Consider the following 17211-nt stretch of genomic DNA (forward strand, 5'->3'; position numbering starts at 1 on the left):
AAGCATGAGTGGGGCGCTCAGTATGGTGACGTGACGGTCAACGCATTGACCTAACCTCCTTTTGCGTGTCTATGACACGGAGAGATCGCGCGATCGCTTGCGTTTATCTCGTGACCAATAATGCGCGAGTATTGAACCTGACAAGTTATGCCAGATAGAAAAGAGCGCCGCAGGCAGTGCCGAGATGGGGGAGAAAAATTTGAGCGCTAATGCCGTGGCCAATCCAGAATTTTGTAAGCCAACCTCGATGGCAATCGTCTTACAGGTCACATAGTCAAACTTGAGCGCTCTGCAAACCCAGTAACCCAAAACAAGCCCCATGACATTGTGCAAGATGACCGCCAGCGCGACCCCCAATCCGACGATGGCAATCTTATCATGGTTAAGGGCCACGATAATGGCGATGGCCATGACAATCGAGAGCATTGAAACAAGCGGCAACACAGGGGCTATTGCCGTCACTGGACGACGAAAGAAGTGGTTGAGGGCGATCCCAATGGTGATCGGGATAATAACGATTTTCACCAGGTTGAGCACCATTGGTCCAACGGGGACGTCGACGTTCACGCCCAGAAGGGCATCGACTAAAAACGGGGTCATCACCACGCCTATCAAGGTGGAAAAAGCGGTCATGGTGATGGATAAGGCGACATTGCCCTTAGCCAGATAACAGATCACATTTGAGGCGGTGCCTCCCGCGACACTGCCTACCAACACCATACCAATGGTGAGCGCCATATCCATATCAAAGGCGTGAGCAACAAACAGAGCACTCAGTGGCATGACTGAGAACTGAAGAATGAGCCCAGCCGTCACCGCCTTCACACTGGATGTGACACGTTTAAAATCATCGAGTGTTAGCGTTAAGCCCATGGACAACATGATGAGCATCAACAAAGGGACGATTTGGGGTTTGAGTGGTGTAAATAGCGCAGGTTGCAGGTAAGCGGCAACGGAACCCAATACCACCCAGAGTGGAAACGCATTGATTATTATTCTAAGCATAAGTGATTCAATCTTTTCAACTTTTGGCTCTCAATAGTACATCGATTGTGTGCACTAACTAAACAATAATTCACCCTTTAGTATGCTGGGCTTCTTGCTTGATACCCGTGTAGCAAATTGGCTCATTGTCGAAAAGGCTGAAAGTTAGGCACCAACAACACGGCGATGGTATCGGATCATTGTGACAGGGAGACAGAGATGTTGATTACGCTTGATATTTGTTCATCGTTTCAACTAAGTTATCCAATGAAAATCCACGATATTCAATGTCATACCCCTTTAGATTTAACTTTTTCAACAGGTGATGGGATTTCTCTATTAATTTGGCCTCACTGTAACGTTTCTGCTGCCTCTTTACTTCGGCAATGAGTATTGTCTTATCTAAGTCATTGATCGCCACTATGTCGATCTCATTGTGGCCTTTGGCATCCCAGTATCCACCAATCTTTCCAAATTGCTTGGATTCAACCAAGATAGCTTTGAATAGGCTCTCCAATTCCAGACCGGAGTAAACGGTGAAGTCTCGTTCAATGTATCTTCGGATGTATTCGTAGTTCTCCATCTCAACAGCACTTTTGTTGGCATGGATGAATCGAAACCAGAAGTTTAGAAAGGGATCGGAAATGGCGTATCGAATATCTCGCGAGTTCTCTTTTGAGCTGATCGGGCGCAGTTTAGTAATCACATCAAACACTACATCCAGCTTTTCCAGATGAACGCCAACGCTCATATCTAAGAAGTTTTCAATTCGCGCACGGCTTGTGTTGCCTTTTGATATCGCACCAAGAATATCGAAGTAAATGCGATGTTCTGAACCAAAATCTTCAACGAGTCGATGCGTTCCTTCTTTTATGAGTGGTGAAAATTCGGAGATGACCGCCTCAAAGAGATCATCGCTCTCCGCAGAGAAGCGGGTTAACCACTCAAGGTATTTGGGTATCCCGCCAGATAGACACCACCATCGAAGCATGTTTTCAGCATCAAATTGATCATGATCTTTCATGACCTCGGCAAGATAAGAAGGTTGCAAAGGCTGAATGTGAAAGAATCTGTCATCGCGATTGAACAGAGGCTCATCTTTGCCTTTGAAAATCTTTGTCATCATACTGTAGAGGGAGCCACAGCACACGAGGTGCATCATCGAGTCTCGCTTGTTTGCATCCCATAAATTTTGAATGTCGGAAAAGAGAGCAGGGTTGACGATGTCGATATCTTGAAACTCGTCCAGAATGATTGTCATCGGTTTTTGCTTGGTATAATCCAACAAGAACTCAATGATATCCCGCAGTGTTTGGGGTTGGAAGAACTTAACACCGAGCTCACTATGGATGATTTCTGCGAATTCAGCCACTAAGGCGCTTTCACTCTTTCGACTAATGAAAAGGTAAAGGAATGGGGTATTGTCTTGGTGAAAAGCTTCGTTTAAAAGACGGGTTTTACCGACGCGTCTTCTCCCAACCATCACGCTAAGTTGGCCTTTTGTATCGACTATCTGCTCCGAAACAGTTTGTAGAGCGTTTAGCTCCCTCTGACGGTTATAAAATTTTTTCATGGCTGTCTACTTTGGCGTTCATGTATGAGCGATAGAATAGGGCATAAAGGTATTAGTGTAAATTAAGTTACTGTGAAAATTATTACAGTAAATATTTTTACATTAACAAATAAACCATGAAAGAGTCTTTAGGCACTAAGGGGTGTTGGTTTTACTGACCCCGTTGTTTTGTTTGACCTGTCTCTCTCGATAGATTGATTGAGCCCCGAAATACACCTCATCAAATTGAAAGAAGCTTCACCTGCGCTAAGCGTGTGTTTGAGGTGAGGGCTTGATTTAAGCATGTCGAAGTACATCCTCGATGGATTTAAATTCAGGCTCAGACGACTTTGTCAGGGCTTCAAGTCACCGACGGTCTCATAAAGCATGAGAAACTGGCGCAATGAGATGTTGCCCGTTAACTCAAACTTTCTGATCGTCGCGTAAGGCACACCAGAGAGAACGGCCATTTTCTGAACACTGAGTTTGTCTTTTTCCGAGCAGACTTGATGAACGCTTTGAGCTCAAGCTGCAAATCATAAGCGGTATAAAGCGATAACATACAGATTAAGGAAGTTGCTATTATGGTAGCAATTTTACCCCTAAAAGATGGCTTAATTGCTATTTGGAGCGATGAGTAAATGTTCACTGAGCGCTTCCCATACACAGGTGACTGCGCGGCTACGCCCCTTCTTGCCCAAACACACCAAATGGATCGGCTGCTTATCTGGGTGCGTGTAGTCGGTTAAAACAGGGACTAACTCGCTTGAGCGTAGTTCTTGGTCGATGAAGGCAGGGTCGATCATGATGATCCCTTGTCCTAAAGTGGCAAGCTGCACGAGGCCTCTCGCGTCGTCACTGATCATCGCTGGGGTGATTTTGATGTCATTGACGCCACCGCTGGGATGCACAAAGACCCAATTATCCAGCGTCACCGCCTTATTTTTAAACACCAGACATCGATGGTGAAGCAGCGAATCCGGCGACTCCGGTGTGCCGTTTTGAGCCAGATACGCCGGACTGGCATACCAACCAAAGGTTTTTTCACCAATCTGTCGCGCCAGCAGCGAGGAGTCCGGTAAATGGCCAACACGAATAGCAATATCAACGTGGTTATCGATGAGATCAACGACTTCGTCAGTGAGATTGAAGTCAAAGCAAATATCGGGATAGGTATCGCTAAGCGCATGAATGTGCGGGATCAAGAGTCGATGGGCCATCAGCGTTGAACAGCCAATGCGGACTTTGCCCTGCGGCCGTGCATGAACTTGTTCGCTGAGCGTTTCCGTATGGTGCAGTACCTGTTGAAGCGGCTCGGTGCTTTTGAGCAGTTCATGGCCACTTTGTGTTAACGATAGCTTTCGCGTGCTGCGTTCAAGCAAGCGAAGGTTCAGCGTTTGCTCAAGCTTCGCAATGCGTTTGCTGACCGATGAGCGTGGCAGTCCGACTTTGTCCGCCGCCCCTTGAAAACTGCCACTCAAGGCGACCAGATGAAAGAGGTATAAGTTTTCTAACTGTTTATGAAAGGCCACAGATTGTTTCTCTTTGGGAACATATAAAGTTCATTTTTGGTATCTATTTAGATTTAATACGAATTGGTATTCTGAAGCAACCAAATAAATGGAGGGTAAGGAATACCATGTCTTTTCAAACGATTTTAATCACAGGCGCAACCTCAGGTATTGGTTTTGAAGCGGCAAAACAGTACTTAAAACAAGGTTGGCGAGTGGTGTTTACCGGCCGTGATCAAGAGAGAATTGCCAACGCTACCGCAAGGCTATGCGATGACGCCCATTCGCCGGATCAGATACTTGGCCTATTGTGTGACAATGCTAACGCCCAGCATTACCCAACACTTGTGTCTGACATTCGCCACAACGTCGGCACACTCGACGCGGTGATTTTGAATGCGGGGGTGTTTCACCCTGGGCACTTTAGCGAAACCACAAAGAGTGAGCTGATGAGAACGATGTCGGTGAATTTCACCGGCCCAGCGATGCTTCTTCAAGCCTTACTGCCTGTCCTCAATGATCCCTGCAGCGTGGTCTATGTTTCAAGTATTGTCGTCGAGCGAGCCTTTCCAACCGCGTCGAGCTACAGCGCCAGTAAAGCGGCCTTCGAAGCGTACGCGAACGTTTTGAATCTGGAACTGGCTCCCCAAGGCGTCCGGATCAACTATCTCAGACCGGGCGTGACGGCCACCGAGATCCAAAGTAAGGCAGGCATGAGCGAGCATCAAATTGACGAGCTTAATGCAAGCTTAGCGAATTTGCCTTTAGGCCGAATGCTAGAGCCGACAGAAATGCTGTCCAGTCTTGAATTTCTCACCAGCTCAAGTTCACTCGCGCTGCGAGGGGCCCACATCACCGTTGACGGCGGTTATTGCTTGTAAATGGTGTGGTGCTGTCCATCCAGTGAGAGGGGCGGTTATTCGTCGAGGGTAGTTAACTCCGCCGCCAAGAGATCAAACACGCGGCGTCGTTTTGAGTTCCTCATGACAGACGAGCCTCAGTGGGAGTTGCATGGTTGGAAACAAACCGTCCGGCGCTCGCATCAGTTGTGGCTCTTGTGCCGGAATGTAGTTCAGATAAGGATCGGTTGACCGATCTTTCTGATGAGAGACAATAGGAAATCTGTTTATAGGTTTCCTATTTTTTATGTCTATTCAAAACTGTTTTGTTGAATTTCTTGAAGAAAACTCTGTTGATGTCGCCCAACTCACCACCTTCTCTGAACACATTCCCGATGAGTGGATAGCCAAAGCCGCTGTGCTCTCAGATAAAGCAACGATTCGTCGACGTCGATTACCCAGTGATATGGTCCTTTGGCTCATCGTTGGAATGGCATTCTTCCGCAACGAATCTATCGCTGAAGTTGCAAGACGAATGAACGTCTGTGCTGAGGGATTAGCGGACGAGGTGCTGAGGGATTAGCGGACGAGGTGCTGTGAGCTGAAAGTGCATTAACACAAGCAAGGCAGCGCCTTGGGAAAGCAGCTCCAGAGTGGTTATTTAAGCAAGGTGGACGTACTTGGGGTCTAGAGCGTTATCCAAGCGACACGTGGCAAGATTTACAAGTCTTCGCGGTAGATGGCGCTCTTTTTCGGACGGCGGATACCCCAGAACTCAGAGAACATTTTGGGTCAGGAAATACCAGTAATAACAGGCAGACACCTCACCCTATGTTAAGGGTAGTGACCATAATGAACGTTCGTTCACACATCATCGTTGATGCCGCCATCAGTCCCTATCGTCGTGGCGAAATTCCCCTAGCGATGCCCTTCGTAGACGCTCTACCCGATAACTCAGTGACCTTATTAGATAAGGGGTTTTATGATGCCGACTTACTGTTGTCCCTTGAAAGCAGTGGTCTTAATAGGCATTGGTTAATACCTGCGAAAAAGGAGTGAAATACACACTTCTCGATGATGAAGAAAGCGACGATATGCTTGTTGAGATGAAGACCTCTCAGCAAGCTCGTAAGAAGAATCCTAACCTTCCGGAAACATGGAAAGTTAGAGCCGTCACCTATGACGTACAAGGGAAGGCCAAAACCGTGTTTACCTCGCTGCCTCGCGACCAGGTATCTGAGCTATACCATGAGAGGTGGGAGATAGAGCTTGGTTATAGAGACATAAAAATCTCAATGCAACACAACATTTTAGTGCTGAGAAGTAAGACCGTAGACCTTGTTTACCAAGAACTATGAGGGCTGTTACTTGGGTATAATTTGGTAAGAAGAGAGGCCAGCCAAGCTGCTGCTGAACACGGTCATTCGCCGAATGAAATCAGCTTCAAATACGCTTGTCAGTTCATAGCCAGTCAGTTGAAAGTAATGAGCAAGGCAATATCACCAGGGAATACACCTAAGCGCCTGAAGAGCTTACGTGGTGACTTATCTGTCCTTTTTATAGACAAACGCCCTAAGCCAAATCGGCCTAGGGCGGTAAAAATATCAAAGACCCGCTATCCGGTTAATCGCAACGCAGCACAGCACCGCTTAAGTGAACTACGTTGCGGCATGACCGGGCTTTTTTGTGCTGAAAGTAAGCAAAACGGATTTGCTTGGCAGAGAGGACGAACTTTGATTTAACAGTTGGTATTTTCAACCCGTACGGTACAGACACAGCCCTCTGCTGGACAGGTGCTAGAAGACCTTCCTCCAAAGGAATCATAGATGACATAGCAACCCTGCGGCAGAGTGGTGATGTTGCTACTGTTAAGTTCAGTCTCAGAAAAAGAGTGTTCAAAACCAATCACAGTATGCCGATTGCCGATGGCTGTTGTGAGGTCATCGCTTGTGCCAAGAGTTATAAAATCAAGCATGGTCAATGCGTCACCTGATTCGCCCTCACTTTCTGGGCACAGTGCTCCCCAATCGACCTCAACGGTACCGATACCAAAATCCAATACATAATCCTGTTGATTTCCCGGATTAGACGTACTTGGTGTTAATCCGTTAATGTAGGCTTTCGCACTAACCTGATTAATCACGCCTTCCATTGCGTTGGCAATACCTTCCAATGTGGCTTCACGAGCAGAGGATTGAAGGTTAAGAAATCTAGGCGCTGCCACGACAGCAAGAATGCCTAAAATAACCACGACAACGACCAACTCGATTAATGTAAAACCAGTTTTTTTCATCAAACTCTACTACGTTTATTTGCTACCACATGGCAGGGTTACCTGCATGAAAATGTTTATAAAGAAGGGGGTAATTATGACTATAAATAATTGATTACAACAGAGCCTAATCCCTAATTACATTACTAAGATTAATAATTGAAAACCAAAAAAGCCACTGAAATATTGAGATATTTATTAGGAATACACAATCCACAGGTGAAATGCTCTTATGCCTTATTTAAATAGAAGTCTCTTCTCTTGACTGATTTTTCAGATGTTGAATAAACATCGGGATTTTTTTGGCTAAATGTTTTCTAGACGCGTAAAAAGCATACAAAACCAAGTCTGCAGGCAGATGCTCCATGTCTATCATGGCCAGCTCACCAGTCGCTAACTCATGTCGACAACTCTCAATTGGCAATAGGGCTGCGCCGAGTCCAGCTAATGTTGCTGTTTTGGCGAGATAGCCACTGTTGACCTTGAAGGTGGAACTGACCTTTTGAGTCACTAACTCGCCCTCAGCGCTTCTAAACACCCATGGGCTGCCATTTAAAACTGTGTAACTGGTGATGCAGGGAATATGGTTGAGGTCGGTAATTTGATACGGAATTGGGTGGGTTTGTAGCCATTTGGGAGAGGCAACAACAGCACTGGGCCATCGCATGATCTCTTTAGCTACCCAGTTGCAGTCATCGAGTTTGCCACGGTGAGAACTGATAACAATATCAAATCCATCTAATGGGTCGTCCTTTGGATTAATGCTTGTATCACAGCATAATGAAATTGAAGGGTGCTCCAGACAGAATGAAACGACCGCTTGGGCTAAGACGGGTGAGTCTGGCATCAGCACTTTTAGCTGTCCTTTAACTTCATGAGAATGCTGGGTCACTTCTTCGAGGGCGTCATTGAGTTTGTCTAAAAGAGATTGAGTTCTGATGTAAAGGTGCTCCCCTGCATCTGTTGGGTTGATTCTACGTGTTGTCCGGTCAAACAGTCGAACATCAAGGCGCTCCTCCAGTAAAGCGATATGGCGACTGACATTGGAGGTTGGTAGGTCGAGAAATTCTGCCGCTCTTTTGAAACTGTTGTTTTCGTAAACACAGTGAAAACTTTTGAGCCATTGTTGGTCAATTCTATCTAACATGTTTATCCCAAAATATTGGATTATAAAACCAATTTGACCCACTTTATTACCAATAACTGGCTTATACAATGTTGGCTCTGCAAGTTATTGAAAGGGCTCTCATGGATTGGTTAGAAAACCTCTTTAATAGAAAAAACAAAATCAGTGCTCGTAAAGCATCGATCCCAGAAGGCATCTGGACCAAATGCTCTTCTTGTGAGCAAATCCTCTATCGTTTGGCGTTAGAAGAGAACTTAGAGGTTTGCCCAAAGTGTGCTCATCATATGAGAATGAAGGCTCGTCACCGATTAGACAGCTTCTTGGATAAGAAGAATCGAGAAGAAATTGCCAGTGATCTTATGCCGAAAGATTTACTCAATTTCAAAGATCTGAAGCTATATAAAGATTGTATCTCGCTTGCTCAAAAGACGACAGGCGAAACCGATGCTTTGGTGGCCATGAAGGGGGCTCTGTTCGGGATGCCAGTCGTCGCATGCGCATTCGAGTTTGCTTTCATGGCGGGCTCTATGGGGGCTGTGGTCGGCGCTCGATTTGTGAAAGCGGTTGAAGTAGCGATTGAGGGTAATTGTGGATTAGTGTGCTTTTCTGCTTGTGGTGGTGCCCGTATGCAAGAATCACTCATGTCTTTAATGCAAATGTCCAAGGCCAGTGCAGCGCTCAACCAATTGTCCCATTGTGGGTTACCTTATGTTTCGGTGCTGACTGACCAGACATTTGGCGGCGTGTCCGCTAGCTTAGCCATGCTTGGAGATATTAATATTGGGGAACCTGGAGCGATTATTGGCTTTGCGGGGCGTCGAGTTATAGAGCAGACCGTGCGTGAACAATTGCCTGAGAACTTCCAACGCAGCGAGTTTTTGTTAGAACATGGAGCCATCGATATGATTATTGATCGGCGTGAGATGCGACAGCGTGTCAGTGGATTAATCGCGAAAATGACCAATACGACACTGCTTGATGATGCTAATGCGGTCTAGTTTGCCCGGCAAAGCACTCTTCAAAGCAAGGCTAGTTGCTTATTTTTCAAAGTAATAAGAATCAATTGCATTAACCTCATGTTATCACTATCCTAACAAGTTGATTTTGATTCTATAAATATCGCCACTATGAGCTCAGACGCTTTCTTCGATCACCTATTCGAATACGCGCAACAAGTAACGCCTTATCTGGCTGGTGTGATTGCACCGATCCCCGAAGATGCGCCTCAGCAAGACATCATTCACGTCGATCATCCGTGCAGTGAAAATATCCAGGATTTGTATGAGCGCCTTAAAGCGGCTCATCCTGAAGCTGGCTCTGCCTATTGGCTAACCCGAACGTGGGATCTGATTTGTTGGCAACCAGTTTACCTTTCATTCATCTCGATTTATGCGTTGCATGGTTTACCTGATCTCACTCGTATTGGACAAAAAGTGCAGTCGGAGTTTGTAGCAGGCTTTCAATTCGAATCTACAGAGCATGTTCATGGCACAGAGGCGGAGTTAGTAGCAAAAGCTGGTATTCAACTGCAGACCTTGTTTGCTTTTTTTCGCGAAGAAATGAGCCAGTGGACGCGGATTCGTCCGGGCTTTACCAACCACTTGTTCGCTGATGGTGTGCTGGGTTGTCTGGTCAAGCTGAGTAAGTTTGCCCCTGATATTCCGAATGACTATTTGCTTGAACAGGCTTCACTTTGGTTGGATGCGTGTGGGTTGCCAGCTAAATTGGCTACAACACTGACCGTGGATGAACAAAGTGGAGAGTTGAAACTGGTGCGTACCAGTTGTTGTTTGGTATACAAGTGTCACGGGCGTAAACTCTGCGAGGATTGTCCGCGACATCCAGATAATAAAACCTAGCTCTGCGTTCCTAACGTTCCGGCGCTACGTTGTTTCAGCGCCATGGTGAGGATGATCGCGGAAAGGCCAATACAACTGAGTAAAGCCCCTTTTGTCGTTTTCTTGTTATAAAAAAATCCCCACTAACAAAGTTAGTGGGGATTCAAGATTGTTTAAGTCGCTTAAACGAGTGGTATCGGTATCACTTAAGCGTAGCTGAGCTTGTGATGTTGCAGCTCGGTGCGCATGCCCATCAACAGACTGACACACATGGTCAGCAGAATCACAGTAAATGGTAAGCCAGTTGAGATGGTTCCTGCTTGCAGCGCTTGAATGGCTTCTGTGCCACCAATCCAAAGCAACATTGCTGCGATAGCTCCTTCTACCGATGCCCAGAAAATGCGTTGTGGAATCGGTGCATCCACTTTTCCGCCTGAAGTTATGCTGTCGACAACCAGTGAAGCAGAGTCAGATGAGGTGATAAAGAACACCATGATTAATATAATAGAGATTACAGAAAGCACTGTCCCCATCGGCATAGCGTCAAAGGCATAGAACAGTGACAAAGTAATATCTGTAAGGCCATTTTGACCTAACTCACCAACCTGATTGATGACCTGTTCGATTGCGATTCCCCCAAAGGCTGACATCCAGACAAGAGTGATAGCGGTTGGTATCAGAATCACAGCCGTCAGGAACTCTCTTACTGTTCGGCCTTTGGAAATACGAGCAATAAACATACCGACACATGGTGACCATGATACCCACCAAGCCCAGTAGAAGACGGTCCAGCCATGCATCCAAGCTTCGTCTTCGCGACCATAAGGGTTACTCAGTGGCAGCATATTTTCAACGTAACCGGCGATGGTAGTTGGAATAGTGCCGAGTGCCGTTGCAAAACCAGCAATGATAACAAACATTAGCAGCGCAAAAGCCACAAGTAAGTTGGCGTTACTCAGTACTTTGACCCCGCCATCAATGCCGCGAATAACGGAGATAATGGCTAGGCTGGTAACAAAAGCGATCACACCAAGTTGAAGGCCGAGTCCACTCTCGATACCAAAAACATGGCTGATACCACTGGCGGCTTGTTGAGCGCCAAGCCCAAGTGAGGTCGCGAGACCAAACAAGGTAGCGAGAACTGCAAGCACATCAATGATGTGACCAAACCAGCCCCAAGTACGGTCGCCCAAAATAGGATAAAAAACCGAACGGATCGATAAAGGTAGGCCTTTATTGAAGGCAAAGAAGGCCATTGCCAGAGCTACGACTGCGTAAATTGCCCAAGGGTGAAGACCCCAGTGGAACATGGTTGCACCGAGTGCCACTTTAGCTGCTTCTTCAGTGTATGGCTCGACACCCAGCGGAGTTTCAAACCAACCAGTGAAGTAAGCAACAGGTTCTGCAACGCCCCAGAACATTAAGCCGATACCCATACCCGCAGCGAACAGCATGGCAATCCACGAAAGGTTGGAATGCTCAGGTTTGGCATCGACACCACCAATGCGAATTTTGCCATAAGGTGATAAAACTAGGCCAATACAGAAAATTAGGAATACATTTCCAGACCACATAAACAGCGTGTCAAAAGACTCGATGATTTGCAGCTTTACGCCATCAATAGTGGATTTTGCAACGGTGGGATCGGTGATAAGAAGGGCGACAAGAAAGACAATGATCAGGCCCGCGCTGGCTCCAAAAACAGGGTTATGCACGTCAAAACCCCATTTCTGAACGTTGTCTTGACCGACGGTATAATCGGTATTTTCAATACTATATCTATCCTTAGTACTACTCATTAATCCTCACTAATTATTTAGAGCTCGAAGTAAAATTCGTGCAGAGGTTACCAGAATACTTGGTAAAACTAAAGAAAATCAGGTTTATTAAAAATAATTAAGTAAATAGTGGAGGAGGTATTTAGTAGAGGTCTAACTAAATATAGGGTAAGCCATATGATGTTGTTTCTTGCCGTAATGCGAGTGATACATGTCGCAATTCTTTATGGTTGAGAGTCCTGAATTATCTTGGCTGGGAGGGGGAACAAAACATCATGTTATAGGAGTGAGTCAAGCCAGTTTCACTGTGTTTATGCGATCCTAAGTCGAGCCATCTGTTTAACAAAATGCTAGGTGAAAGTATAAGGACAGCCTAAAGGTGTGAAACTCCCCTTATTCTAGCGTTTTAAATGCTGGTCTTAGCCTCTAAAAATACGCATATGGTCTACTATTATCAGTACGTTACTAATGTGGTCGATGGGGATGGTATGGTAATAAAACGAAGGCTGGCTAAATGGTTTTTTTTCCTAGTATTTGCCTTACTGGGTGCGTTGGCGATCTACTACTTTGTGATCAAAAATACAGAAAAAAGTCTCTCTCAAGTAAAAGAGGCTTTGCAAGTGGAGTCGATGACCAAGGCCGACTACTTTCGTGAGCATATAGAAAGAAACATCGCCGCTGCTAAATTTCTTCACTCGACACCACCTATTTCAGGGATCACGAGAGCGCTCAGTAATGACGGTTTAGATGTAGCTGATGGCACTACATTGGAACAATGGAAAGCGCGTCTGAGTATTATTTTCAAAGGGATGATAGAGAATACCCCAGATATCATGCAGTTGAGTGTGATAGTGGCAGATGAGGCAGGACAAGAGTTTATTCGAGTTGATCGTATTCAGGGGAAAGTACTTATCCTGCCTGACAATCAATTACAGAGTAAGGGTAAAGAATCCTACTACGGTGCGCTCAAAACGCTTAATTTCAGCGAAATCTACATCACCCCGATTAACTTGAATCGTGAACATGGCCGAGTAGCGTTTCCTTTTCAACCTACTTATCGGATTTTTATGCCGATTTTTTATGAATCTGGGAAGCGCTTTGGTGCGCTGAAAATTAATATCGATGCGAGTTCTTTATTAACCTATCTGACCCAGGCACATGTTTTGGCGGACGATAACTGGCTGGTAGACAGTGATGGGTATTTCATTACTGCCGAGAACGAAAAAAAACAATTTACACGCCAGTTGGAGCCATCCGCAAATATCCATCTGCTATACGATATTCGAGAGGTCGAAAATGGATATTTTGATATTACGTCGAAAGCAGGAAGCGGAAGTTGGCTAGCAACCAAGGAAGAGGTTTATCTTGGTAACAATGATTCAAAGCAGCTTACCCTCTACAGTGTGATTAATCAGCTAACGGTACAAGACATCATTCAAGAGGAGCTCACCGAGTTATGGTTAGTGGTGGGGTTTGTTCTTGTGTTTGCTCTTGTTGCCCTTTCATTGTTCTACCGTTCATACCAGTCAAGTCTACAGCTCAACCAAATGAACTCTCGATCGAAAACGGTCATTGAAAATGCTTCTGATGCGATCATCTGCCTTGATGCTTCTGGAGCCATTACCACTTGGAACCGCTCTGCTGAAAAGCTGTTTGGCCAAGCTGAGCATTATGTGATGAATAAACCTCTATCGAGTATTGTGACATTATCTGAGCATGATTTATCCGAAGTATTAGAGCAGGCTAAAAATGCACAAGCGATACAGTTTATCGAAGACAAAATCACGATGGACGACACAGTATTTATTGAGGTAAGTGTTGCCCCTATTGTTTCTGATGGCCAGCGAAGAAGTGACTCCTTGGTGGTGAATATTCGTAACATCACTGGCGCCGTAAAAGCGCAAGAGGCATTAGAAAATTATAACTCTGAGCTAGAAGAAAAAGTTGCCCAGCGGACAGAAGAGTTGCAGGCGTACAGCTTTCAACTAGAAGACGCCCATGAAAAGGCGCTAGAAGCCAGTCAGGCCAAAAGTAAGTTTATTGCCACCATTAGCCACGAAATGCGTACTCCTCTCAATGGGATGATGGGGATGTTGAGTTTAATTAAGACCGGTGGCCTGAGCGCGTTGCAAAGTAACTACCTCGCTATGGCTGAAAATAGTGTCAACACGCTTGCTGTATTGATTAACGATATTCTTGATTTATCGAAAATTGAATCCGGGAAGTTGGAAATTAATCACATCCTTTTTTCACCAAGAGATGTGCTAGAAACTCTAGTGCAAACTTGTGCGGTCAAAGCCCGAGAAAAGGGGCTCGAGGTGATTTTAGATACAGTAGATATCGACTACAAAAAGGTGTTTGGTGACCCAAATAGAATAAAGCAAATTGCGAGTAACCTGATCAATAACGCAATCAAGTTCACCAATGAGGGGGAAGTCAAGGTTCTGGTCTCAGTGACTCAACAAGAGTCCGGTGTAGTGAGGTTGGTTGTGGATGTTTACGATACGGGAATAGGGATTGCGAAAGAGAATCAGCATCGTCTTTTCCAACCATTCTCTCAAGAAAAGTCTGAAGTTTCAGAGCAATATGGTGGCACTGGACTGGGGTTATCGATATGTCGACAGTTGTGCAAACTGATGAATGGCGAGATTGAGTTTGAATCTGAAAAAGATAAAGGCAGCCATTTTAAGTTCTTCGTTGATTTTGATGAGAGCCAGTGCGAGCAGGAAGAAAAAGCGTTGATTTTGTCGGGACAAGTAGTGGCAATCGCACTCAATAATGAATCTCTATTAGAATCGGTTACTCGCACGGTTCATTCATTAGGGGGAGAGGTCTTGCACATAACAGACACTTCCTCAGAGAGCCTGAAACAGTCTGATAGGGTAATTTTTGATGATGTTCACCCGCTGCGACAAGAGATAATCTCAATGGTTAAAGCTAGAGCTAAAACAGATAGCTCGCTACATGCGATTGAACTGTGCGCACACTTAAACCAATCTTCGGGGCATTACCCTAATTCTTTTAGGATATCGAAGCCAAGTACTTATTTGGACTTTTTGGTTGCGTTTAGAGGGGAGCAAACAAAAGATGTCAATGTTGAGATCATAGAAAATGAAGCCCTCTCTATTGATATCGATCTGTCCGGTACCCGAGTGTTGGTTGTCGACGATAACGAGATAAATAGAGAAGTGGCTCGCGGGTATCTGGAGCGAGTCGGTGCGTTAGTCTTTTTTGCTCATGATGGCGAGCAGTGTCTTGAAGTTGTTAAGAAGTCGTTTATGAAAGGGGTACCTTTCGATTGCATCTTATTGGACTGTCAGATGCCAGTGATGAATGGCTACGACTGCTCCCGTCAATTAAGGTACAACAGCCAGACATATGGCAGTGGCAAGCTACCAATTATCGCCATGACGGCGAACGCTTTCTCTGGTGAGCGAGAGAAATGTATTTCCTATGGAATGAACGATTTTATTTCCAAACCCGTTGATGCAGAACTTCTCATCAAGAAAGTTGAGCAGTGGGCGGGGTTGCCTGATGAGGCGTTTTCCATGAATTATGCAGAGGGTTTTTCCGAAGAGATGGTAGAAGGTGGTGAACCTGAGTGGGATAAAGATAATGCTCTTGTAAGAATGCGTGGGGACCATGAGCTTTTGCACACTGTTGTTGAGATTTTTAGAGAAACGGCATCAGAGCATATTGAAGCATTAGGTCAATCTATTAAGGAAGGTAATTCACAAGAGATATTTGAATGGAGCCACAAGTTAAAAGCCGTTTGTGGCGATATAGGAGCTGATAAGCTAAGAGAACTCTTTAGCAAAATTGAAAGTGAAGCCCGTAAAACAGAAGGCATGAATATAAACTATATCTCTGAAATTTATAAAAAAGTACTGTATTCAGATATCCGTTTACGCAGGGAAATTGATGCTTACCTTGCGTAGTATGCGGGCTAGAATCGCTTGATTTAATGCCTGTATTATTAATGGTCATACACGATATAAGGTGGTACGCGACGCAAACCCAACCACCTTTAATCGTGTAGCATTTCTGTTCTTTGCGTTGATTCAGACGTTGGAATTACTAGAAGAATTATACGAATACATCCAGATGTTATCTCTAGGGAACCAGCCCAGTTTCTCATAGAATTTTTGTGCATTGAGGTTGTCGTCGTGGACAAACAGATGAGTTTTAGCAATGCCGATATTGGCTAGCGCGTTAATGGATTGGCTTATCAACTGATAGCCAATTCTCTGACCGCGAAACTGTGGTAAGACCGCTAGGTGTTGTAGATAGCCCCGCCTACCATCGGTGCCAACCAAAACAGCGCCGATAATGTGACCTTCACTGATTGCTACGAAGCTTAAATTGGGGTTTCTGTCGAGGTAGAGTGCAATGTTCTCACGAGAATCGGCATCCCTTACGGACATGCCTTCAGTCTGAAGCCACAACCGAATTACGGCGTCGTAATCTTCGATTGTCATTGGGCGAATGGTCACCAATTTAGCCACCTTGCTATGCCGGTGATTGTTGGACGTAACAATGTTTTAAATCAATACTTATCAATAAGTTACCGATTTGTCAAAATTGGCGCTCAATAGCCGCTTTCCTGAAGAGAATGAAACTGTGCTGAAAGGTGGTTTTTACTCATCGTACAAATAAGTAAGCCTTGCTGAGCATTATCGGATGTGCCATAAGAGCAAAATACACAGCAGTCGCCTGGTAGTGGCTTAAGGAGTTCGCCACAGCTTTTACATTCGTAGAAGTAAACGCTGGTGTTATCTGGCATAGATTCTAGGCTCGAAAAACCGCACTTGGGCAAGTCAGTTTGGATTCTGTTACTACTTCCATGGTTGCACCTCCACCGTTTGCAGTATTTAAGCATAGGTGCGAATATCAGACTAGGGCTTCAACCACTTTAATCCACGGTAAGGTCTTGATTTTAAGCTTTTTAATCGGCTTTCCAAACTTCCACAGTGAACCTCCAGTTTATGCCCATCGGGGTCGAGAATATACACAGAGGAACCTTCACTTTGGTTACTTTTCCATTGCTCAGCTTTGTGTTTATTCAGGTGTTCACATAGGGTAGCGAAGTCTTCCTCAGCGACATTAAATGCAATATGGCTGTAATCGGTTTTAGGGCAAGGGGAGTCTAGAGATAGGCACAACCACAATTCCCCTATCGAGAGGTAAGCGCCTTTCTCCCATATGACCTCTCCTTCAAAGCCGAGAACGTGAGTATAGAAGTCCAACGAACGTTCTACGTTACTTACAGCGAGAGTGATGTGGTTGAGTCCGGTTATCATCATTATCCAAC

13 protein-coding genes and 2 pseudogenes are annotated in these 17211 nt (G+C 45.2%); 5 read left to right on the top strand and 10 right to left on the bottom strand.

The genetic code is table 11. The features are described 5' to 3' along the window. Positions 1–69: 69 nt before the first annotated feature. The 4 genes and pseudogenes from L1D31_RS04560 to L1D31_RS04570 all read right to left on the bottom strand — a co-directional run bounded on the left by L1D31_RS04560 (position 70) and on the right by L1D31_RS04570 (position 4068). Positions 70–1005 (bottom strand): bile acid:sodium symporter family protein, encoded by a 936-nt coding sequence (locus tag L1D31_RS04560; RefSeq protein WP_239835885.1) that lies wholly within the window; start codon positions 1003–1005, stop codon positions 70–72. 205 nt (positions 1006–1210) lie between these two features. Next, complete coding sequence (locus tag L1D31_RS04565) at positions 1211–2557, bottom strand: ATP-binding protein (protein ID WP_239835886.1); 1347 nt, start codon at positions 2555–2557, stop codon at positions 1211–1213. A 276-nt stretch (positions 2558–2833) separates the two neighbouring features. After that, positions 2834–3098: pseudogene (locus L1D31_RS22650) on the bottom strand (transcriptional regulator). A 52-nt stretch (positions 3099–3150) separates the two neighbouring features. Beyond that, positions 3151–4068 (bottom strand): LysR family transcriptional regulator, encoded by a 918-nt coding sequence (locus tag L1D31_RS04570; RefSeq protein ID WP_239835887.1) that lies wholly within the window; start codon positions 4066–4068, stop codon positions 3151–3153. Positions 4069–4175: 107 nt separating this feature from the next. Between L1D31_RS04570 and L1D31_RS04575 the strand changes: the two genes are divergently transcribed. Continuing rightward, entirely contained in the window at positions 4176–4928 is a 753-nt protein-coding gene (locus L1D31_RS04575) for an SDR family oxidoreductase (RefSeq protein ID WP_239835888.1), read from the top strand. 265 nt (positions 4929–5193) lie between these two features. Further along, positions 5194–6535, top strand: a pseudogene (locus tag L1D31_RS04580) (IS4 family transposase); the annotation flags it as partial. An 89-nt stretch (positions 6536–6624) separates the two neighbouring features. On the opposite strand, the gene L1D31_RS04585 reads toward L1D31_RS04580, so the two are convergent. Together L1D31_RS04585 and L1D31_RS04590 are read right to left on the bottom strand one after the other, a co-directional pair. Further along, positions 6625–7179, bottom strand: a complete 555-nt coding sequence (locus tag L1D31_RS04585) for a prepilin-type N-terminal cleavage/methylation domain-containing protein (RefSeq protein ID WP_275658286.1) — start codon at positions 7177–7179, stop codon at positions 6625–6627. Between the two features lie 220 nt (positions 7180–7399). Then, entirely contained in the window at positions 7400–8305 is a 906-nt protein-coding gene (locus L1D31_RS04590) for a LysR family transcriptional regulator (protein ID WP_239835890.1), read from the bottom strand. A 101-nt stretch (positions 8306–8406) separates the two neighbouring features. Here L1D31_RS04590 and accD point away from each other — a divergent pair, with 101 nt between their 5' ends. Next, positions 8407–9282 (top strand): acetyl-CoA carboxylase, carboxyltransferase subunit beta, encoded by an 876-nt coding sequence (gene accD, locus L1D31_RS04595; protein ID WP_239835891.1) that lies wholly within the window; start codon positions 8407–8409, stop codon positions 9280–9282. Positions 9283–9411: 129 nt separating this feature from the next. Continuing rightward, a complete protein-coding gene (locus tag L1D31_RS04600) occupies positions 9412–10143 on the top strand; it encodes a siderophore ferric iron reductase (protein ID WP_239835892.1) in 732 nt (243 codons plus the stop codon). Between the two features lie 185 nt (positions 10144–10328). On the opposite strand, the gene L1D31_RS04605 is transcribed toward L1D31_RS04600, so the two are convergent. Beyond that, on the bottom strand, positions 10329–11921 hold the full coding sequence (locus tag L1D31_RS04605; protein WP_239835893.1) for a BCCT family transporter: 1593 nt from the start codon (positions 11919–11921) through the stop codon (positions 10329–10331). A 389-nt stretch (positions 11922–12310) separates the two neighbouring features. Here L1D31_RS04605 and L1D31_RS04610 point away from each other — a divergent pair, with 389 nt between their 5' ends. Continuing rightward, the gene (locus L1D31_RS04610; RefSeq protein ID WP_239835894.1) at positions 12311–15838 is read left to right on the top strand and encodes an ATP-binding protein; all 3528 of its coding nucleotides are present in this window, start codon (positions 12311–12313) and stop codon (positions 15836–15838) included. Between the two features lie 123 nt (positions 15839–15961). Here the strand turns inward: L1D31_RS04610 and L1D31_RS04615 are convergent, their stop codons facing one another. The 3 genes from L1D31_RS04615 to fos all read right to left on the bottom strand — a co-directional run bounded on the left by L1D31_RS04615 (position 15962) and on the right by fos (position 17200). Then, positions 15962–16396, bottom strand: a complete 435-nt coding sequence (locus L1D31_RS04615) for a GNAT family N-acetyltransferase (protein WP_239835895.1) — start codon at positions 16394–16396, stop codon at positions 15962–15964. Between the two features lie 92 nt (positions 16397–16488). Further along, positions 16489–16728 (bottom strand): GDCCVxC domain-containing (seleno)protein, encoded by a 240-nt coding sequence (locus L1D31_RS22565; protein ID WP_345772830.1) that lies wholly within the window; start codon positions 16726–16728, stop codon positions 16489–16491. A 67-nt stretch (positions 16729–16795) separates the two neighbouring features. Continuing rightward, on the bottom strand, positions 16796–17200 hold the full coding sequence (gene fos, locus L1D31_RS04620; protein WP_239836381.1) for a fosfomycin resistance glutathione transferase: 405 nt from the start codon (positions 17198–17200) through the stop codon (positions 16796–16798). Between the last annotated feature and the right edge of the window lie 11 nt (positions 17201–17211).

The organism is Vibrio sp. Isolate23 (assembly GCF_022398095.1).
Lineage (GTDB): Bacteria > Pseudomonadota > Gammaproteobacteria > Enterobacterales > Vibrionaceae > Vibrio > Vibrio coralliilyticus_A.